This window comes from Rhodococcoides kyotonense, assembly GCF_900188125.1.
Classification (GTDB): domain Bacteria; phylum Actinomycetota; class Actinomycetes; order Mycobacteriales; family Mycobacteriaceae; genus Rhodococcoides; species Rhodococcoides kyotonense.
Genome location: NZ_FZOW01000002.1, coordinates 60,968 through 79,221, shown reverse-complemented (window position 1 = coordinate 79,221; position 18,254 = coordinate 60,968). Strand labels below are relative to the sequence as shown.

Below are 18,254 nucleotides of genomic sequence, written 5' to 3'. Positions count from 1 at the left end.
TTTCTTCACTCGTGAGCAATCTTCTGGTCAAGAGATCCGCGGTCGCCGCCCTGACAGTGGTGGCCCTCGCGGGATGTAGCGCCACGGCAGCCGAGGAGGCACCGAGCACCGCCGAGATGCGGACCGTCGAACATCTCTACGGCACCACCGAGATCCCGGTCGATCCGCAGCGCGTCGTCGTTCTCGACGCGGGTGGCGTACTGGAATCGGTTCTGGCGCTGGGAGTGACGCCCGTTGCGACCGTCGTTCCGAAGAGTACGGGAACCTGGCCGGACTTCATCGCCGAGAAGCTGCCCGACGACGTTGCGAGCGTGGGCAATTCCGAGGCCGACGTCAGCGTCGAGGAAGTCATCAAGGCCGATCCGGACCTGATCGTCGTCACGAGCGAGGACGCGTCGCAACGCGAGTTCTACGACAACGTCAAGGACGTCGCGCCGACCGTTGCCGTCGGCGACGTGGCCAACGAATGGAAAGAAACTCTCACGATCCTCGGCGACCACCTGGGCAAGCAGGATCAGGCTGCGCAGTTGCTGGCCGGCTACGACGCTCGTGTCGACGCCGTACGCGGTCAGCTGGGTCCGAATCCAGGAACTGCCAGCGTGATTCGCGTTCGCGCGGACAAGCTGAACTACATGGGCCAGGAGGGCGCGTTCATCTGGACGACGCTGCGTGAGGTCGGTCTCCGCGCCCCGACGACCCAGAGCATCGGCACTGCCGAGGATTCGTTCTTCGAGGTCAGCCTCGAACAGACCAATCTCCTCGACGCCGACCGCATCTTCGTCGTCACCGACGGAGCGGCTGCGGAACCGGGTCAGTTCCTCGAGACCGTGCGGTCCAATCCGCTGTTCGGCCTCCTGGAGGGGGACATCGAGTATCTGCCGTCGAACGCCTATCTGTTCGGCAGCATCATGAAGGCCGAGGCGATGCTCGACGTCCTCGAGTCAGGAACTCAGTAGCGTCTCGAGCATCGCGCCGGTCAACCGCACCACCTCGTCCGGATCCGCGTCGGACAGCGTCTCCAGCGTTCCCGCGGACCGGGCGAGAGCGATACCGGACAGGGCTGCGACCGCGAGTTGCGCTCGAAGCCTTGCCGATTCGACACCTCGGTCGGACAGTCGCCTTTCCAGGCCCTCGGTCATACGCTTCTCGACGCGTGTCGACGCGGCAGCCTGCACGGCGTCGTCGTCGTGTCTGCGGATGACCGCATGCAGCACGGGACCGGGCCCGAGACCGGCAACGCGGCGCAACGTCTCCTCGATCCGGCCGGGGTCGAGAATGTCCGCCAGATCGGGACCGGTGTCGTCCGTCGGCAACGTCGCGAGGTAGAGCGCAGCCTTGTTGCCGAAGTACCGGGCGATCAGGGCCGGGTCCGCGCCTGCGCGTTCACCGATCTCTCGGATGGTCGTGCGCTCGTAGCCTCGGGTTCCGAAGAGTTCGGTCGCCGCGTCCAGGAGATCCTGACGCGTTCGGCCGGCATTGCGGGATCGCGTTTCCGTCATCACCTGTCCCCTACGGATTCGGTTCTACGCGAGTCGATCTCGTAGGCGAACCCGCCCGTCACCGCCAACTCGACACTGTCGTCCACCACCTGCTTCGACGCCCGGCGTCGCGCATACGGCAATCCTAGAGCGAGCAGTGCCGTCACCACCCACAGAACGATGCCCGCAGTGGCCGCCGCCGAGTAGCCGTCGTCGGACGGGTAGGTGGAACCCGGGAGCGTGTACGCCGCGAGGATCGTGGCACTGAGCGCACTTCCGACCGCACCGCCGACGGTGCGTGTCACCTGGTTGACGCCGAGCGCACTGCCGGTTTCGTGTGCCGGGACCGCGCTGACGATGAGGGTCGGCATCGCTGCGAACGTGAACCCGACGCCGAGGCCGGCCACGCCCATGACGACGAAGACGACCCACAGTTCCGAACGTCCGATCAGCAACACGATCAGTGCGACGACGAACGCCCCCGCTCCGAGCGGCATGACGAGGTTCTGAGGGACCCACCTGCTCGCGAACGGGAGAAGCCGGTTGGCGACGACGCTGGCGAGCGAGAACGGAACGAGGACCAGTCCGGCGATCACCGCGGACTTGCCGAGCCCGTATCCGGTATCCGTCGGCGTCTGGACCAATCGGATGACCGTCGACGACAACACGAACATTCCGATGCCTGCGAGCAGCCCTGTGACGTCCGCGGTCAGCACCATTCTGTTGCGGAGCAGCGACAACTGCACGAGTGGATACGCGCAGCGCAACTCGTGACGGGCCCACAGCGGAAGAATCACCACGCCCACCGCGACGGAAACGAGCAGCTGCCACGACGTCCAACCCCAGGATCCGCCGGTGCTCAGGGCCAGCAACAGGGCTGTCAGTCCGATGCCGAGAAGGATCGCGCCGACAACGTCGAGAGGATGTCGCGCCAGATGCCCGCTGCTCGGCACCACCGGAATGGAGACGAGCAGAACGGCCGTCGTAGCGATCGCCGCGACGACGAAGCATGCGTGAAATCCCCAGTAGTGCGCAATGACGCCGGTGAGCGGATAGCCGAGTCCGATTCCGGCAACAGCCGTCACCGACAGGGCCGCGACACATTTGCGCGCGGCTGCGGGCGTGAGGTGATCACGCGCGACGGCCATCGCGAGCGGCATCAATCCGAGGCCGATCCCCTGCAGGGCGCGGCCGAGGATCAACATCGCGAAGTTGCCGGGGACGGCCGCGAGCACGCATCCGAGCGCAACGACGGCGAGTGCGCCGACCAGGGCCTGCTTGCGATGCGGACCGTCTCCGAGCCGTCCGAGAATCGGGACGGTGACGGCGCCGACGAGCATCGCGATCGTCAGGGACCACTGCGCGCTGGTGAACGAGACACCGTAGGTATCGCCGACCGTCGGGATCAGCGGTGCGCCGACACTGCTGACGACGGCGACGACGGTGCAGATGGACACCAGCACCGGGACCAACGCACGTCCGGTATCGGTGCGCGGCCTGTCATCGGTTGATGTCATCGCTTGATGATAAGCCACGGATCGGGCCTCAGCCGAGGGATACCTTCTCGCGCTCCGCTTGTCGCGACCGTCGCGCACGGAGCGCGAGAAACATCTTGGCACCGAACGGTGCTGCGAACAGCATGATGACCAGACGCACCACCTGCACCGCCGCGACGAACGTGACGTTCGCGCCACTCGCCGCGGAGACCGCGAGCACCGCCGACAGACCACCGGGCGTCGTCGCGAGATAGCCCTCGAGGAGGGAGATCCCGGTGGTGTGCGACAGCAGCAACCCGAGCAGCGCACACAGAACGCCGAGGACGACGATCAGCCCGATCGCCCAGGGCATCACACGCCCGACGGCACGCACGCTGTCGCGCGTGAACGCGAGACCTGCTTGCCAGCCGATGACGACGAAGGCGATGGGGAGCAGAATCGTCGGCGCCGACACGGAGTCGATCCAGCCGGACAGTTCGAGGGCGATCGACGCCGCGAGAGGACCGAGTGTCGCGGGTGCGGGCAACCTGATCAGACGTGCAACTCCGATGCCGACGACGATGGCTCCCGCGACAACGAGAAGATCGACATACCAAGGGCTTTCGCCACTTCGACTCGCGACGGCGCCACCACTGCCCGCACCGAACACGACCGTCGCGACCAACGGCATCGTGACGATGATCAGCCCGACGCGCAGATATTGGACGACGGCCACCATTCGCTCGTCGCCGCCGAGTTCGCGACTGACCGCGACGAGACCCTGCGCGCCACCGGCGATCATCGACAGTGCCCCGGTCAGAGCATCGACGTCACGATGTAACGCGAGAAGAAATCCTGCGGCGATACTGACGACGAGCGTCGCGACGCAGACGCCGAGAGCAGGTAGCCAGCTGGATCCGAGAGCGGACAGCGTTTCGGTGTCGACCATGAGCCCGATGCTGACGGCGAGGATTCCCTGCGCGAGCATGCCTGCCGGTCTGGGAACACGGTCGGGACCGAGGCCGCGGACTGCGAATATCGCAGCGACGACGAGGGACGCGAACAACGCCGCAGCGGAGAGTCCGAGAGCGGCCAGAGCCGCCCACACCACGATCGTCACAGCCAGGAGGGCAATCCAACGCATCATGGTTTTTCGCACACGATAAGGCTACTCTTATCATTCTGATCGTCAAACCAGACGAAACTGGCAAGAAAGATACTGCTGTGCGTACTAATTGCGTACCGGGGAGGGTTCGACATGAGTGCAACGGAGTTGCGGGAGGCAATGCTCGCGCTGACGCGGAGGCTGCGACGGCAGCGCCCACAGCATTATCTGACGCCGAGCCAGATGCAGATTCTCGGCGACGTCGAACGCAGCGGCGGGTCGAGCGCCCCCGTCGACCTCGCGGCGTTGCAAGGAGTTCGCATTCAGTCGCTGACGAGCAACCTCAACGCATTGGAGGCAGAAGACCTCGTCACGCGAACACCGGATCCCGGTGACCGCCGTCGCCTGTTGATCCGCATCACCGACAAGGGCACGGCTCTCGTTGCCGCCGACCGAGAACAGCGGGACCGTTGGCTCGCCGATGCGATGGCCGAACAGTTGACCCAACTCGAACGTGACGTCCTGCATCTCGCGGCACCGATCCTGTGGAAATTGGCGAGGCGCCCGGATCATGCCGAGACTGTTGACCTTTCCGACCGTTCTGATGGAACATGAATCGCGCACACCCCTTCTGCGGCGGCGGCCGCACCGTGAAACAGGAGTAATGAGCTTCGATGATGTCCTACCTGCTGTACGACGCGCTTCTCCCCCAGCTCGGCCACGATGCAGCGACGTACTGGGCCACGTTGCTCGTCGTCAATCCCTTCTGAGCCACCCACAGACGAAAAGGGCCGCACCGATTCTCTCGGTGCGGCCCTTCTCGTCTGTTCCAGCCGACTAGGTCGCCGCTGCGGCGGCCACGGGCAACAGCCTCGACAGCACGTCCGACAGCGTCACGACTCCCAGGGTTCGGTCGCCGTCGACCACCAACGCCAAGTGGCTGCTCGTCTCACGCATCGACGCCAACGCGACGTAGACCGGCGTGTCCACCTCCAGGGTGAACACCGGACGCGTCACATCCGCCAAGGCGACGTCGTCGGCGAGCGTGTCACGCACGTGCACGACGCCACTGACGGTCTCGCCGTCGCGAACCAGGATCCGCAGGTGGCCGGACTGCAAGGACACCGCGCGAACGTCGTCGAGCGTCGCCGTCGATTCCACCGACGTGGGAACGCCGTGCACCTGCAGCAGGTCCCCGACCACGAGGTTCTGCAGTTCCAGAGCTCCCGCGATCTGCATCGAGTAACTCGCGTCGAGAGCTCCGACGTTGACGGAGTGTTCGACGAGCTGGCGCAGATCCTCGGGATTCTGACCCGACGCGACCTGGGCGGTCGGTTCGACACCGACGCGTCGTAGCAACCAGTTCGCCATCTCGTTCATGGCGACGATCACGGGCCTGGTCAAGAACATGAACGCACGCATCGGAAGGGCCAACATCGTCGCCGACTTCTCCGGATGAGCGATGGCCCAGGACTTCGGAGCCATCTCACCGACGACGAGATGCAGGAACGTGACGATGATCAACGCGAGGACGAAGCCCGCGACGTCGGCCACCCAGTACGGGATGCCCCACGACTCGAACAGCGGCGTCAGGGCGTAGTGCACGGCAGGCTTGGTGGTCGCACCGAGAGCCAACGTGCACAACGTGATTCCGAGCTGCGAGCCCGCGAGCAGAACCGTCAGTTCGCTCGAACTACGCAGCGCCGCACGCGCCGACCGACTGCTGGCGGCGGCATCCTCCAGTCGGTGCCGCTTGGCCGCGAGCAACGCGAATTCGACGGCGACGAAGAACGCACTGGCCGCGATGAGGGCGACGGTGACCGCGACGACTATCCAGGGATTGCTCATCGGTGGTTGTCCATTTCTGTGTTCTCGTCCTGCTCCTCGCGCGTCGAGCGCTCACGCTGCCCGAGTTCGAGTCGCACGGACGACGGAACATAGTTGTCGATCTCCAGCACCTCGACCGCGACGTACCTCTCGGGCACCTCGTCGTCGTCGGCGATCAGATCCTCCGATTCCGCGGGCAGATCGACCTCGATGCGCGTTCCGATGTCGGGCAACGAACCATGATGCGCGATGACGAATCCGGCGATCGTCTCGTAGTCACCGGCCGGTAGATCGTGGTCGATGGACCGCTCGACCTCGTCGATGTGGATCTCGCCCGCCATCGTCCACGTGCCGTCCTCGCCCACGATCGGGGTCTGGTCGACTTCGTCCTCGTCGTGCTCGTCGGTGATCTCGCCGACGAGTTCCTCGGCAAGATCCTCGATGGTGATGACACCGGTGAGGCCGCCGTATTCGTCGATGACACAGGCGAGCTGGTTCTTCGACGTCCGCAGCTCCACCACCGCGTCGGGCAGAGCCTGCACCTCGGGAAGGATCAGCGCCGGGCGCACGAACTCGGCGATCTTCGCGTCGGGACGGTCGCTGACCGCCAGGATGTCCTGCAGATGCACGACTCCGACGATGCCGTCGTCCTCGTCGAGCACCGGGTAGCGCGAATGCTCCTGCCCCATCAGCGCTTTCACCTCGGCGAGCGTGTCGGTGGCACGCACCGTCGCCGAACGCGAGCGCGGAATCATGGCGTGTTCCACTGTGCGCGTCGGGAAATCGAGAATTCGATCGAGCAGATCGGACAGCTCGTCGGGCAGATCACCCGAGTCCTTCGACTCGGCGACGATGTGTTCGAGGTCGCGCGGAGTCGCCGAATGCTCGACGTCGTGCACCGGCTCGATCTTCAGCGACTTCAGCAGCAGGTTCGACGCGTGGTCGAAGATCGTGATGAGCCACCCGAACAGCTTCAGGTAGATGGTCGTCGACAGCGACAGCCACCGGGCGACGGGCTCGGGACGTGCGATGGCGAAGTTCTTCGGGAACAGCTCACCGAACAGCATCTGCACGAACGTCGAGAACAGCAACGCGAGGACCGCGCCGATGCCCACGCCGACGGCCGTCGGAACGCCGACGCCACCGAGAATGGTTCCGAACGATTGTCCGATGAGGGGTTCGGCCACATAACCGACGAGCAGGCCGGTCACGGTGATACCCAACTGGGCACCGGACAGCATGAACGACGTGCGTTTGGTGACCTGCAATGTACGACGGGCACCTGCGTCTCCGGCTTCGGCGCGAGCCTTGAGCCGGGAGCGGTCCACAGTCATGTATGCGAATTCCTGAGCCACGAAATAACCCGTGGCCACGGTGATCAGGAAGACGACGAGGACGCCGAGCAAGAGGGTGAGAATCACACTCATTCGCCGGACACCGCCTCGCAACTAGTCGACATAGTGCGGGGGGCCGTGTCCGGCCCGGGTTTATCGCTGTCCATGAATCCTCTGCTTGTGGGGGGTGGGACGGTGATGTCCGATTCTAGCGGGTGCCCGAACCTTCTGGTGACTTCACTACGAGAACCGGCACCGGGCTGTCCAGAAGCACTCGTTGCACGGTGCTTCCCATCAGGAATTTCCCGACGGCGGAGCGTCGGCGAGAGCCGATCACCAACAGCGTCGCGCCGGTGTCCGCGACGAGATCCACGATGGCGCCGGCCGGGTCCCCTGCGTCGGGTTCGACGCGCACCGTCAACTCGGCATCGGAGATTCCGCGACTGTCGAGGATCTGCTTCGTCGCGAGAGTCGTTGCCTCCCGGTCTTCTTCGGTCACCGTGTTGGAATCCACGACGGCCAGTGCGACCAACTCGAGGCCGCGCAGCTTCGCTTCCTCGACCGCACGCACCAGTGCCTCGCGACCTTCTGGCGAATCGCTTGCGACTACGGCTACCGACATCTGTGTTGCGCTCCTTCGATTGATTGCTGATTGGACTATTCGGACAAAGCGTATCTACTGTGTCGCTGTGACACATCACACGAAAGGTACTTGATGGGGGTCTCACCCACTCTGTCCAGATCTCTTCTCGCGGTCGCCGTCGTCGCCGCGGTCGCCGTAGCCGGTATCGATGCAAGCAACAGCCAGAGCGGATCCGACGCCCGTTCCAAACTCACGATGATCGCGCCCGCCGCTGCCGGTGGCGGATGGGATCTCGTGGCCAGGGAAGCTCAGCAGGCACTGCGTTCGGACAACATCGTCAACAACGCGCAGGTGGTCAACGTCCCCGGTGCGGGCGGCACGATCGGGCTCAGCCAGCTCGGCAGCCTCGCCGGGCAGCCGACGACGGTGCTGATCACCGGCACGGTCATGCTCGGCGGCATCGCGATCAACAACTCCGAGACGACGCTTGCCGACACGGTTCCGATCGCCAAGCTGGCCGAGGACTTCGAAGTATTCGTCGTCCCGAAGGATTCGCCGTACCAGAATCTCGAAGACATGATCGCCGCGTGGCGAGCCAACCCCGGCGGACTGCCGATCGGCGGCGGGTCACTCGGAGGCATCGACCACATCGTGGCCGGCCAACTCGCGCAGGAAGCCGACATCGATCCGGCCGCGATCAACTACATCGCGTACTCCGGAGGCGGTGAGGTGCTGACGGCTCTGCTGTCGAACACCGTCGGCGTCGCCGTCAGTGGGTACAACGACTTCCGCGACCAGATCGAAGCAGGCAACGTTCGCGCGCTCGCCGTCGCCGCACCGGAGCCGGTGGACGGCATAGACGTCGAGACATTCGTCGAACTCGGCTACGACGTCGACCTCGTGAACTGGCGTGGAATCGTTGCGCCACCGGGCATTTCGGACGAGGACCGCGAGACGCTGATCGCCATCGCATCCGAGATGCACGACACCGAACAGTGGCAGGGCGCCGTCGAACGCAACCGATGGAAGGAGTCCTTCCAGACCGGTGACGAGTTCGGCGACTTCCTCGACACCGAACAGGCCCGCATCACAGACATTCTCCGAGAGCTGGGGCTGGTATGAGTACGACCACAGAAGTCCCTCGATCGTTCTGGACTGGACGCAGCGGTCTGATCGTCCCCGCGTTGCTGGTGGCATTGGGGGTGTTCCTCGTCTACGGAACAGTGACGATGGACGTTCCCGCCACCGCGACCTCGCCCGGACCGCAAGTATTTCCGTCGATAGTGGCAGGCGGCTGTTTCATCGTCGCCATCCTCGTCACCGGCCAACTTCTGATGAAGCCCGACATCGTCGACCGTGGCACCGACGAGGACGGGACGCCGAATACCGGCACTGTCAGCAACTGGCGCACACTCGGCATCACCGTCGGATCCGTTGCGTTGTTCATCGTTCTGCTCGATCCGCTCGGCTGGGTACTGGCCGGAGCTCTGCTGTTCTGGGGAGTCTCCATCGGATTGGGTAGTCGCCGTTACGTGTTCGACGGCGCCATTGCATTGTTGGTGTCGTCGGCCGTGCAGCTCGCGTTCTCGGCAGGCCTGGGCTTGACGTTGCCCGGCGGACTTCTGGCGCAGGTGTTCTGATGGATTCGCTGAGTAATCTCCTCGACGGCTTCGGCACCGCGCTGACGCCGATGAACCTGGTCTGGGTGCTCGTCGGCGCCGTTCTCGGTACCGCGGTGGGCGTGCTGCCCGGCCTCGGTTCGGCAATGGCCGTCGCACTGCTGTTGCCCGTCACGTTCACGCTCGATCCGACCGCGGCGCTCATCATGTTCGCCGGTGTCTACTTCGGTGGACTGTTCGGAGACTCGATCTCCGGCATTCTGATGAACACGCCCGGCAACTCCACTGCCATCGCCGGCACCTTCGAAGGCCACCGGATGGCCAAGAACGGCCGTGCGCCACAGGCTTTGGCGACGTCGGCGATCGCGTCGTTCATCGGTGGCATGATCGCGACGACTCTCGTCGTGTTCTTCGCCCCGACACTGGCGTCGCTCGCCACCAACTTCGGGCCGGCAGAGTATTTCGCGCTCGCGGTGTTCGCGTTCATCGCGACGTCCGCGGTGGTGTCGGACTCCGCGTTGAAGGGCCTGACCGCGCTGTTGATCGGCTTGACGCTCGCCGTCATCGGCATCGACGGCCCCTCGGGTGCGTCACGATTCACGTTCGACGTGCCCGAGATCTTCGACGGCATCCACATCGTCGTCATCACGGTCGCGATGCTCGCGCTCGGTGAGGTCATTCATGTCGCGTCGAAGATCGGCCGGCCCGAGGACAATTCGCTGATCGTCTCGAAGGGCAGGCCGTTCCTCAGCCGTTCGGAGTTCCGTGAGGCACTTCCGGCATGGTTGCGCGGCACCGCATTCGGTGTGCCGTTCGGTGTCATACCCGCAGGTGGCGCCGAGGTACCGAGTTTCCTGGCGTACGGCACCGAGCGCAGGCTGGACCGTCGTCGCACGAACCCGATGTTCGGCAAGGGCGCGATCCGCGGTGTCGCCGGGCCGGAAGCCGCAGGAAACTCGACGGCCGGTACGGCGATGGGCGCGCTTCTCGCTCTCGGTCTTCCGACGTCGGCAACGGCAGCGATCCTCCTCGCGGCCTTCCAGCAGTACGGAATGCAGCCAGGACCGTTGCTGTTCGAGCGCAGCGGCGACATCGTCTGGGCATTGATCGCCAGCCTGTTCCTCGCGATGATCGTGCTGCTGATCCTGAACCTGCCGTTCGCGCCGCTATGGGCGAAGCTGCTGAAGATCCCGAAGAACTACCTGTACGCAGGCATCTCGGTGTTCGCCGCGCTCGGTGTGTACGCATCCAGTGCGTCGATCGTCGACCTGATGTTCATGCTCGGACTCGGCGTCGTCGGATTCATGATGCGGCGCTACGGGATTCCGCTGGCACCGGTCCTGATCGCCGTCATCCTCGGCCCGCTCGCGGAGGATTCGCTGCGCCGCGCCCTGGCCGTCAGCGAAGGTGATCCGACCATCCTCGTCAGCAGCGGAATCACCATCACGCTGTACACGCTGATGACGATCGCGATCGTGTTCACGATCGTCGGCAAGGTTCGGTCGCGGTCGAAGGTCGATTTCTAGGCGCTTCGCGCATGTGCACGGAAATACATAGCGGGCTATGTATTTCCGTGCACATGGGGGCGCAGCCCCCCCCTACAGGATGTACAGCATTTCCTGGTATGTCGGGAGCGGCCAGAGGTCGTCGGCGATCACGCCTTCCAGCAGATCCGACGCCGAACGAACCGCCGCCATCGCGGGGAGCAACGCGTCCTTCGCGTGGGTTGCTTCGGCGAGGGCGTCGCCACCCGGGTCGCTGTCGAGCGCCGACTTCAGCGTCGCCAGAGCAGACTTCAACGCGGTGAGCGTCTCGGACACGTCGAGCAATTCACTCATGTCCGCATCGACACCCGCAGACTTCAGCGCACTCACGTTCTGCGCCAACTCGGTCTGGTACCGGACCGCAGCGGGCAGCACCGACGTCTTCCCGATCTCGAGCGTCAGCCGCGCCTCGACGCCGACAGTCAACGCGTATTGTTCGAGCCCGATCTCGTAGCGCGAGTGCATCTCTCGATGGTTGAAGACCTTGTACTTCTCGAACAGATCCATCGAGGATTCGGAGATGAGCTCGGGCAACGCGTCGAGCGTCGTGCGCAGGTTCGGCAGGCCGCGTGATTCCGCCTCGATCTGCCAGTTGTCGGAGTAGCCGTCACCGTTGAACACGACTGCACCGTGTTCGGTGATGATCTCGGTCAGCAAATTCTGTACGGCAGTGTCGAATTCGGTGCCGTTCGCCACCGCGGTCTCCAGGTTGGTCGCCATGTAGTCGAGCGAGTCGGCCATGATGGTGTTGATCGTGACGATCGGGACGCTGACCGTCTGCATCGACCCCGGTGCACGGAACTCGAACCTGTTGCCGGTGAACGCGAACGGCGACGTGCGGTTTCGGTCGCCCGGATCCGTCGGCAGAACGGGGAGCGTGTCGGCACCGATCATCATGGTGCCCTTGCCTTTCGACGACGTCGCCGCACCCTTGGCGATCTGATCGAACACGTCGGCGAGCTGATCCCCGAGGAAGATCGAGATGATCGCCGGAGGCGCCTCGTTGGCCCCGAGCCGGTGATCGTTGGTCGCCGACGCCACCGACGCGCGCAGCAGGCCACCGTACTTGTGCACGGCCCTGATGACCGCAGCACAGAACACGAGGAACTGTGCGTTGTCGTGCGGATTGTCGCCGGGAACCAACAGCGAACCCAGCTCGGCGTTACCGAGCGAGAAGTTGACGTGCTTGCCGGATCCGTTGACACCGTCGAACGGCTTCTCGTGGAACAGACATTCCATGCCGTGCTTCTTCGCGATGGCCTTGAGCGTCGTCATCAGCAACTGCTGGTGGTCGGCGGCGATGTTGCCGCGCTCGAACATCGGCGCGATCTCGAACTGGCCGGGCGCGACCTCGTTGTGCCGCGTCTTCGCCGGGATTCCGAGCTTGAACAGTTCCCGTTCGGTGTCCATCATGAAGCCGAGCACGCGCTCGGGAATCGCACCGAAGTAATGGTCGTCGAACTCCTGGCCCTTGGGAGGCTTCGACCCGAACAACGTGCGACCTGCGTTGAGCAGGTCGGGGCGCGCCAGAAAGAAGTGCCGGTCGACGAGAAAGTACTCCTGCTCCGGTCCGCAGAACGAGACGATGTTCGAGACGTCCTCGTGGCCGAAGAGGGCCAGGATCCGTTCGGCGTGTGTGCCCATCGCCTGTTGTGAACGCAGCAGCGGAGTCTTGTGGTCGAGGGCCTCGCCCGTCATCGACACGAACACCGTCGGAATGCACAGCGTGTTGCCGTTCGGATTCTCCAGCACGTAGGCCGGACTCGTGACGTCCCATCCCGTGTACCCGCGTGCTTCGAACGTGTTGCGCAGGCCGCCGTTGGGGAAGCTCGACGCGTCGGGCTCGCCCTGGATGAGCGTCTTTCCTGCGAACTCCGCGAGCGCGGAGCCGTCACCGACGGGATCGAAGAAGCTGTCGTGCTTCTCCGCGGTCAGGCCTGTGAGCGGGTAGAACACGTGCGCGTAGTGGGTCGCGCCCTTCTCGAGCGCCCAGTCCTTCATCGCCGACGCCACCGCGTCGGCCACCATGGGATCGAGAGGCTTGCCCTCATCGATCGTCGCCATCACCGACTTGTAGACCGACTTCGGCAGACGCTTCTGCATGACGACCTTGCTGAAGACGTTCTCGCCGAAGATCTCCCCCGGCTTCTCCTCGCCCGAGTAGCTGACTGCAGGGGGCACATAGGCCTCGACGTCCTTGATCGCCTGCAGACGGACCGCATTCCCGCTCATACACACACCCCTCGGCCTCGAGCCCCGCAGCTTTTTCGCGGAGCCAACCAGCGAAATGTAGGTGCAGATCGTGGCAAACGTGTTTCGTGCCGGTATCGAGTGCGTGCCGAACTCGATCAGCAGAACTCCTTGTGGACAAATTTGCAGATTTGTCTAGACAGTGGACATTTTCGGAGTATTGTCATCCATGCAGTGACTCACACCACTTCATGGACAGTCCGAGGAGGACTCACGTCATGGCAACCCAGACGACCCCACAGCCGGGCACACCGGTCGACGAGTGGCACGACAAGAAGCGATACCTGTGGTTGATGGGCCTCATCCCGCCCACGGCCGTGTTCCTGGCACTGGGCTTGATCTGGGGTTTCAATCAGCTCGGATGGAACGCCGTGTCCCCGGTCTGGTGGTGGATCGGACCGATCCTCGTCTACGGACTTCTCCCCGTACTCGACCTGTTCTTCGGGCCCGACGGCCAGAACCCGCCCGACGAGGTGATGGAACAGCTCGAGAACGACAAGTACTACCGGTACTGCACGTACATCTACATTCCGTTCCAGCTCGCCAGCCTCGTCATCGCCTGCTACCTGTGGACCGCGGACAATCTGAGCTGGCTCGGCATCGACGGCGGGCTGGGCTTGGTCTCGAAGATCGGGCTCGCCCTCAGCATCGGCGTCATGGGCGGCGTCGGTATCAACACCGCGCACGAAATGGGCCACAAGAAGGACAGTCTCGAACGGTGGTTGTCGAAAGTCACTCTGGCACAGACGTTCTACGGACACTTCTACATCGAGCACAATCGCGGCCACCACGTCCGCGTCGCCACGCCCGAGGATCCGGCGAGCGCGCGATTCGGTGAAAGCTTCTGGCACTTCCTTCCCCGTAGCGTGTGGGGCAGCCTGAAGTCGTCGTGGCATCTCGAGAAGGCGCGCATGGATCGGCTCGGCAAGTCCACGTGGAACATTCGCAACGACGTACTCAACGCCTGGCTTATGTCGATCGTTCTGTTCGGCGTACTGACGGCGGTCTTCGGACCGAGCATCCTGCCGTTCCTGATACTGCAAGCGGTGTACGGCTTTTCACTGCTCGAGACGGTCAACTACCTCGAGCACTACGGATTGCTCCGCGGCAAGACGGCCCGAGGTCGATACGAGCGCTGCGCGCCCGCACACAGCTGGAATTCCGACCACATCGTCACCAACATCTTTCTGTACCACCTCCAGCGACACAGCGACCACCACGCCAATCCCACCCGTCGGTACCAGACACTGCGCAGCATGGACGGCGCCCCGAACCTGCCGGGCGGTTACGCGAGCATGATCTCGCTCGCCTACTTCCCGCCGATCTGGCGAAAAGTCATGGACCACAGGGTGTTGGAGCACTACCACGGCGATATCGAGTCCGTGAACATCCAGCCGAGCAAGCGCGAGAAGATACTGGCCCGCTACGGCACGAGCGCCCGCTGATGGCCAGTTACGAATGCCCGGTCTGCAACTACGTCTACGACGAGACGACAGGCGCACCGCGAGAAGGATTTCCAGCGGGCACGGGGTGGACGGACATCCCCGACGACTGGCCATGCCCCGACTGTGGGGTGCGAGAGAAAATCGACTTCGAACAGAAAGCAGGATGAGATGTCCACCGATTTCAAGCTCTATCAGTGCATTCAGTGCGGCTTCGAGTACGACGAGGAACTCGGCTGGCCCGAGGACGGCATCGAACCGGGCACCCGGTGGGAAGACATTCCCGACGACTGGAGCTGCCCCGACTGCGGTGCCGCGAAGGCCGATTTCTTCATGGTCGAGATCAGCAGACCGTGACCACCACCTGGGGCGGGTCATTCCTGCAGGCTCCACTCCCGGGGGCTGCAGATAGACTGGCCGACGTGACGAGTCAGCCGGTCAGCCCGTACAAGAGCGCGGCGTCGAACCTGATGCGGACCACGATCCTGGACAGCCTGCACGATCTGCTGCTCGAGCGCACCTGGTCGACGGTCAACATGGCCGACGTCGCGAAAGCCGCGGGCATCAGCCGTCAGACGCTCTACAAGGAGTTCGGAACCCGCAAAGGTCTTGCCCAGGGGTACGCACTGCGCCTGACCGATTCCTTCGTCACCGCCGTCGACGACGCCGTCTACTCCAACGAAGGTGACGGCCTTCAGACGCTGTACGTGTCGTTCACCGAGTTCTTCGGACGCAGCGCACAGGATCCGCTGGTGATGTCGATGCTCACCGATGATCCACCACCGGACCTACTGAGGCTCGTCACCACCGAGGCCGGAATCCTCATCGAACACGCGGCTTTTCGCCTCGCACAGACGTTTCAGCGCAGTTGGCTTCACGCGTCACCACACAATGCGGACATTCTGGGTCGCGCGGTGGTGCGGCTCGCGATCAGCTACATCTCGATGCCGCCGTCGAATTCGGCAGACGTCGCCGCTGATCTCGCGTCGCTGCTCACTCCGTTCCTCGACAAGGTCCAGGGCACGGCCTGACTGCGGCGTATGCCAGAGTGGCACTCATGAGCCAGCTTCACCACGCACCGTTCGCCGACCTCAGCGGCCATGAGGTGTACTCCCTCTGCAGATTGCGCGTCGACGTGTTCGTCGTCGAACAGAATTGCGCGTACCCCGAGCTCGACGGCGCCGACGAGGACGACGGCACCATCCACTTCTGGCACTCCGAGGACGACCGGATCGTCTCGACGCTGCGGCTCATGCGCCGCAACGGGGAAACTCGAATCGGCCGAGTCTGTACAGCCGAGGATGCTCGTGGGCGTGGGCTGAGCGCACAACTGATGCAGGCGGCGATCGAGCAGGCAGCTACCGAGACCATCGTCATCGGCGCTCAGACTCAGCTCGAAAAATGGTACGGCGGATTCGGATTCGTACGTAGCGGTCCGGATTACGACGAGGACGGCATCCCACATCTGCCGATGCTCAGGACACCAGAGTAACGGCCGCGTCGACGATTCGATCTTCCGACAGCAGGACGTGCAGCGCCGCGCCGCCCAGCGGGATGACACTGTCCTCGCTGGCGACGCGCCCGATCTTTCCTGAATACCCGGCGTCGACAAGGGCTGCGATCACGCCCTCGCTGACGCCGCCGGACCGCCGGGTCTCGTCGACGACGAGTACACACGAGGCCGCGTCGGCGAGGATGTCCTCCACCGGAAGCGGTGCAAGCCACCGCATGTCGACGACGCGAACATCGATGCCGTGCGCCTCGAGCCGCCGCGCGGCGCGCAGACTCATCGGGACGCCGTTGCCGAACGTCACGATGGTCAGGTCAGTGCCGTCGCCGTAGATGCGGGCGCTGCCGATCCGCACACTGCCGACATGGCCGCCGGACAGCCACCCGCCGTCGCCCTCCTCGTGTAGGTCCCGAGTGTGGTACAGCGCAATGGGTTCCAGGAAAATGCACACAGCACCGTGCTCGACGGCTGCCGACGCACATGCCCCGAGCATCGCGGCCGCGTCGTCGCCACGAGACGGCGACGCGACGACGATCCCGGGGATATCCCGCAGTGCGGCAACGGCATTGTCGTTGTGGAAGTGCCCACCGAAGCCTTTCTGATAGCCGTAGCCCGCTATGCGCACGATCATCGGATTGCGGTACTGGCGGTTCGAGAAGAACTGCAGCGTCGACGCCTCGCCGCGGATCTGGTCCGCCGCGTTGTGCAGGTACGCGAGGTATTGAATCTCCGCAATCGGCAGTAGGCCGGAAACCCCTGCGCCCGCGGCCAATCCGAGGATCGACTGCTCGTCGAGCACGGTGTCGAACACACGAGCCGGCCCCGCGGCATCGGCGAGCCCTCGCGTGACGCCGTACACCCCGCCCTTGCGTGCGACGTCCTCCCCGAACAGGACTGCCTGCGAATACTCGTCGAGGATGCGCCGCAGTGCGACGTTGATGGACTGCGCAAGAGTCGAACCTGCCGGTAGGTCGAGGGCGGCAGACGTCGTGGACGACACCGCCGATGCCACGTCGGTCAAAGGCCGCATGACGGCGGATGCAGAAGTCAGCTGCGGGGCGTCGGCGATCTCCTTGGCTGTGTTCATCACCTCGGTGCGCTTGGCCTCGTACAGTTCCACCGCTTCGGCGGGCGTGAGTACGTTCGCGGAGATCAACAGTCGTGCGGTGCACAGTACCGGGTCGCGTGCGTAATCAGCGACGATCTCGCGCGGCGTGCGGTACGACGACTCGACGTCGGACCCCGCATGGCCCATCAGCCTGACGGTGTCGATGTGCAGGAAGGCCGGACGGCGATGGCGTCGAACATGATTCACGGCTTTCACCGCCTGCTCGAACGTGTCGACGACGTCGCTCCCGTCGGCGTGGAAGTACTCCAGCCCCGGCCGTGACTCGAAGTTCGAGGCGATCCACCCACGCGGCGTGGGCACGCTGATGCCGAGACCGTTGTCCTCGCAGACGAACAACAACGGCAGCGGAACGCCTCGATACGCCGAATGCACGCCAGTGTTGATGGCTCCCAAGGCCGTCGAATGGTTCGCCGACGCGTCGCCGAAACTGCAGACGGTCACGGCGTCGGCTGGCCACGGGGACTCCACCCCGAGTTTGCGCGCACGGACGGTCGAGAATGCGACGCCTACAGCCCGTGGCAGGTGCGACGCGATGGTGGACGTCTGCGGGATCACCGCCAGGTCCGCGCGCCCGAAGACCTTGTGCCTGCCGCCGGAGATCGGTTCGTCGGCGGCTGCGACAAGACCGAGGAGGACATCTCGGATGGGGTCACTGCCGCTGCCCTGCCGTGCACGCTCGAGAAAGAATGCACCCGAACGATAGTGCAGCAGAGCAGGATCCGTCACCCGAAGGGCTGCCGCGACAGCGGCATTGCCTTCGTGGCCGGACGAGCCGATCGTGTAGTACCCCTTGCCCTGGGTTCGAAGCCACCGGGCAGCCAAGTCGAGGTGGCGACTACCGAGTTGCGCGTCGTACAGCTCGAGTGCACGTCCTGGTGTCAGCGAACCCAGCGGCCGCTGACCCGAAGGACCCCCGACATGTTCCAGAAAGTACTCGTCGATCGATCCGGCCATGGTG

Annotated in this window: 18 protein-coding genes; 10 read left to right on the top strand and 8 right to left on the bottom strand. The window is 64.3% G+C overall.

What is annotated here, in order from left to right:
* Positions 1–11: 11 nt before the first annotated feature.
* Positions 12–956 (top strand): ABC transporter substrate-binding protein, encoded by a 945-nt coding sequence (locus CHB96_RS03210; RefSeq protein ID WP_245865196.1) that lies wholly within the window; start codon positions 12–14, stop codon positions 954–956.
* Here the strand turns inward: CHB96_RS03210 and CHB96_RS03205 are convergent.
* Genes CHB96_RS03205 through CHB96_RS03195 form a run of 3 tightly spaced genes read right to left on the bottom strand, consistent with a single transcriptional unit; the run spans position 942 to position 4,100 of the window.
* Positions 942–1,499 (bottom strand): TetR/AcrR family transcriptional regulator, encoded by a 558-nt coding sequence (locus CHB96_RS03205; RefSeq protein WP_089243161.1) that lies wholly within the window; start codon positions 1,497–1,499, stop codon positions 942–944. The two genes, CHB96_RS03210 and CHB96_RS03205, sit on opposite strands and share 15 nt — an antisense overlap.
* The gene (locus CHB96_RS03200; protein WP_089243160.1) at positions 1,499–2,995 is read right to left on the bottom strand and encodes an MFS transporter; all 1,497 of its coding nucleotides are present in this window, start codon (positions 2,993–2,995) and stop codon (positions 1,499–1,501) included. Before CHB96_RS03200 ends, CHB96_RS03205 begins: the two co-directional genes overlap by 1 nt.
* Before the next feature lie 28 nt (positions 2,996–3,023).
* Positions 3,024–4,100 carry an AbrB family transcriptional regulator gene (locus CHB96_RS03195; protein ID WP_089243159.1) on the bottom strand — a complete coding sequence of 359 codons (1,077 nt, stop codon included), beginning with the start codon at positions 4,098–4,100 and terminating at the stop codon, positions 3,024–3,026.
* Between the two features lie 111 nt (positions 4,101–4,211).
* Between CHB96_RS03195 and CHB96_RS03190 the strand changes: the two genes are divergently transcribed.
* Positions 4,212–4,673: a MarR family winged helix-turn-helix transcriptional regulator gene (locus CHB96_RS03190; RefSeq protein WP_089243158.1), complete on the top strand. Its 462-nt coding sequence runs from the start codon at positions 4,212–4,214 to the stop codon at positions 4,671–4,673.
* Between the two features lie 222 nt (positions 4,674–4,895).
* On the opposite strand, the gene CHB96_RS03185 is transcribed toward CHB96_RS03190, so the two are convergent.
* The 3 genes from CHB96_RS03185 to CHB96_RS03175 form a co-directional block, all read right to left on the bottom strand.
* Complete coding sequence (locus CHB96_RS03185; protein ID WP_089243157.1) at positions 4,896–5,906, bottom strand: hemolysin family protein; 1,011 nt, start codon at positions 5,904–5,906, stop codon at positions 4,896–4,898.
* Positions 5,903–7,312 (bottom strand): hemolysin family protein, encoded by a 1,410-nt coding sequence (locus tag CHB96_RS03180; protein ID WP_089243156.1) that lies wholly within the window; start codon positions 7,310–7,312, stop codon positions 5,903–5,905. Before CHB96_RS03180 ends, CHB96_RS03185 begins: the two co-directional genes overlap by 4 nt.
* A 115-nt stretch (positions 7,313–7,427) precedes the next feature.
* Positions 7,428–7,841 (bottom strand): universal stress protein, encoded by a 414-nt coding sequence (locus CHB96_RS03175; protein ID WP_089243155.1) that lies wholly within the window; start codon positions 7,839–7,841, stop codon positions 7,428–7,430.
* A gap of 93 nt (positions 7,842–7,934) precedes the next feature.
* On the opposite strand from CHB96_RS03175, the gene CHB96_RS03170 reads away from it, so the two are divergent.
* The 3 genes from CHB96_RS03170 to CHB96_RS03160 are packed head-to-tail and all read left to right on the top strand — an operon-like array spanning position 7,935 to position 10,947.
* Positions 7,935–8,924: a Bug family tripartite tricarboxylate transporter substrate binding protein gene (locus CHB96_RS03170; RefSeq protein WP_089243154.1), complete on the top strand. Its 990-nt coding sequence runs from the start codon at positions 7,935–7,937 to the stop codon at positions 8,922–8,924.
* The gene (locus CHB96_RS03165) at positions 8,921–9,442 is read left to right on the top strand and encodes a tripartite tricarboxylate transporter TctB family protein (RefSeq protein ID WP_089243153.1); all 522 of its coding nucleotides are present in this window, start codon (positions 8,921–8,923) and stop codon (positions 9,440–9,442) included. Before CHB96_RS03170 ends, CHB96_RS03165 begins: the two co-directional genes overlap by 4 nt.
* Positions 9,442–10,947: a tripartite tricarboxylate transporter permease gene (locus tag CHB96_RS03160; protein WP_089243152.1), complete on the top strand. Its 1,506-nt coding sequence runs from the start codon at positions 9,442–9,444 to the stop codon at positions 10,945–10,947. The genes CHB96_RS03165 and CHB96_RS03160 overlap by 1 nt, the downstream gene beginning before the upstream one ends.
* A gap of 72 nt (positions 10,948–11,019) precedes the next feature.
* On the opposite strand, the gene CHB96_RS03155 is transcribed toward CHB96_RS03160, so the two are convergent.
* Positions 11,020–13,197, bottom strand: coding sequence for a glutamine synthetase III family protein (locus tag CHB96_RS03155; protein WP_089243151.1), 2,178 nt, complete (start codon positions 13,195–13,197; stop codon positions 11,020–11,022).
* 236 nt (positions 13,198–13,433) lie between these two features.
* Here CHB96_RS03155 and CHB96_RS03150 point away from each other — a divergent pair, with 236 nt between their 5' ends.
* From CHB96_RS03150 to CHB96_RS03130, 5 genes are read left to right on the top strand one after another with little or no spacing between them, the layout of a single operon-like run.
* A complete protein-coding gene (locus CHB96_RS03150) occupies positions 13,434–14,660 on the top strand; it encodes an alkane 1-monooxygenase (protein ID WP_089243150.1) in 1,227 nt (408 codons plus the stop codon).
* Positions 14,660–14,827 carry a rubredoxin gene (locus CHB96_RS03145; RefSeq protein WP_089243149.1) on the top strand — a complete coding sequence of 56 codons (168 nt, stop codon included), beginning with the start codon at positions 14,660–14,662 and terminating at the stop codon, positions 14,825–14,827. Before CHB96_RS03150 ends, CHB96_RS03145 begins: the two co-directional genes overlap by 1 nt.
* 1 nt (position 14,828) lies before the next feature.
* Positions 14,829–15,014: a rubredoxin gene (locus tag CHB96_RS03140; RefSeq protein WP_089243148.1), complete on the top strand. Its 186-nt coding sequence runs from the start codon at positions 14,829–14,831 to the stop codon at positions 15,012–15,014.
* A gap of 56 nt (positions 15,015–15,070) precedes the next feature.
* Entirely contained in the window at positions 15,071–15,688 is a 618-nt protein-coding gene (locus tag CHB96_RS03135) for a TetR/AcrR family transcriptional regulator (protein ID WP_371828984.1), read from the top strand.
* A gap of 26 nt (positions 15,689–15,714) precedes the next feature.
* Positions 15,715–16,149, top strand: a complete 435-nt coding sequence (locus CHB96_RS03130) for a GNAT family N-acetyltransferase (RefSeq protein WP_089243818.1) — start codon at positions 15,715–15,717, stop codon at positions 16,147–16,149.
* Here the strand turns inward: CHB96_RS03130 and CHB96_RS03125 are convergent.
* Positions 16,133–18,250, bottom strand: a complete 2,118-nt coding sequence (locus CHB96_RS03125) for a thiamine pyrophosphate-dependent enzyme (protein ID WP_089243147.1) — start codon at positions 18,248–18,250, stop codon at positions 16,133–16,135. The genes CHB96_RS03130 and CHB96_RS03125 overlap by 17 nt on opposite strands.
* Positions 18,251–18,254 lie beyond the last annotated feature (4 nt).

Excerpts from the sequence above, each read along its gene's own strand:
- CHB96_RS03175 (WP_089243155.1), bottom strand. The coding sequence starts at position 7,841 with ATGTCGGTAGCCGTAGTCGCAAGCGATTCGCCAGAAGGTCGCGAGGCA.
- CHB96_RS03200 (WP_089243160.1), bottom strand. The coding sequence starts at position 2,995 with ATGACATCAACCGATGACAGGCCGCGCACCGATACCGGACGTGCGTTG.
- CHB96_RS03150 (WP_089243150.1), top strand. The coding sequence starts at position 13,434 with ATGGCAACCCAGACGACCCCACAGCCGGGCACACCGGTCGACGAGTGG.
- CHB96_RS03165 (WP_089243153.1), top strand. The coding sequence starts at position 8,921 with ATGAGTACGACCACAGAAGTCCCTCGATCGTTCTGGACTGGACGCAGC.
- CHB96_RS03125 (WP_089243147.1), bottom strand. The coding sequence starts at position 18,250 with ATGGCCGGATCGATCGACGAGTACTTTCTGGAACATGTCGGGGGTCCT.
- CHB96_RS03130 (WP_089243818.1), top strand. The coding sequence starts at position 15,715 with ATGAGCCAGCTTCACCACGCACCGTTCGCCGACCTCAGCGGCCATGAG.
- CHB96_RS03160 (WP_089243152.1), top strand. The coding sequence starts at position 9,442 with ATGGATTCGCTGAGTAATCTCCTCGACGGCTTCGGCACCGCGCTGACG.
- CHB96_RS03205 (WP_089243161.1), bottom strand. The coding sequence starts at position 1,499 with ATGACGGAAACGCGATCCCGCAATGCCGGCCGAACGCGTCAGGATCTC.
- CHB96_RS03140 (WP_089243148.1), top strand. The coding sequence starts at position 14,829 with ATGTCCACCGATTTCAAGCTCTATCAGTGCATTCAGTGCGGCTTCGAG.
- CHB96_RS03145 (WP_089243149.1), top strand. The coding sequence starts at position 14,660 with ATGGCCAGTTACGAATGCCCGGTCTGCAACTACGTCTACGACGAGACG.
- CHB96_RS03185 (WP_089243157.1), bottom strand. The coding sequence starts at position 5,906 with ATGAGCAATCCCTGGATAGTCGTCGCGGTCACCGTCGCCCTCATCGCG.
- CHB96_RS03170 (WP_089243154.1), top strand. The coding sequence starts at position 7,935 with ATGGGGGTCTCACCCACTCTGTCCAGATCTCTTCTCGCGGTCGCCGTC.
- CHB96_RS03190 (WP_089243158.1), top strand. The coding sequence starts at position 4,212 with ATGAGTGCAACGGAGTTGCGGGAGGCAATGCTCGCGCTGACGCGGAGG.
- CHB96_RS03180 (WP_089243156.1), bottom strand. The coding sequence starts at position 7,312 with ATGAGTGTGATTCTCACCCTCTTGCTCGGCGTCCTCGTCGTCTTCCTG.
- CHB96_RS03195 (WP_089243159.1), bottom strand. The coding sequence starts at position 4,100 with ATGATGCGTTGGATTGCCCTCCTGGCTGTGACGATCGTGGTGTGGGCG.
- CHB96_RS03155 (WP_089243151.1), bottom strand. The coding sequence starts at position 13,197 with ATGAGCGGGAATGCGGTCCGTCTGCAGGCGATCAAGGACGTCGAGGCC.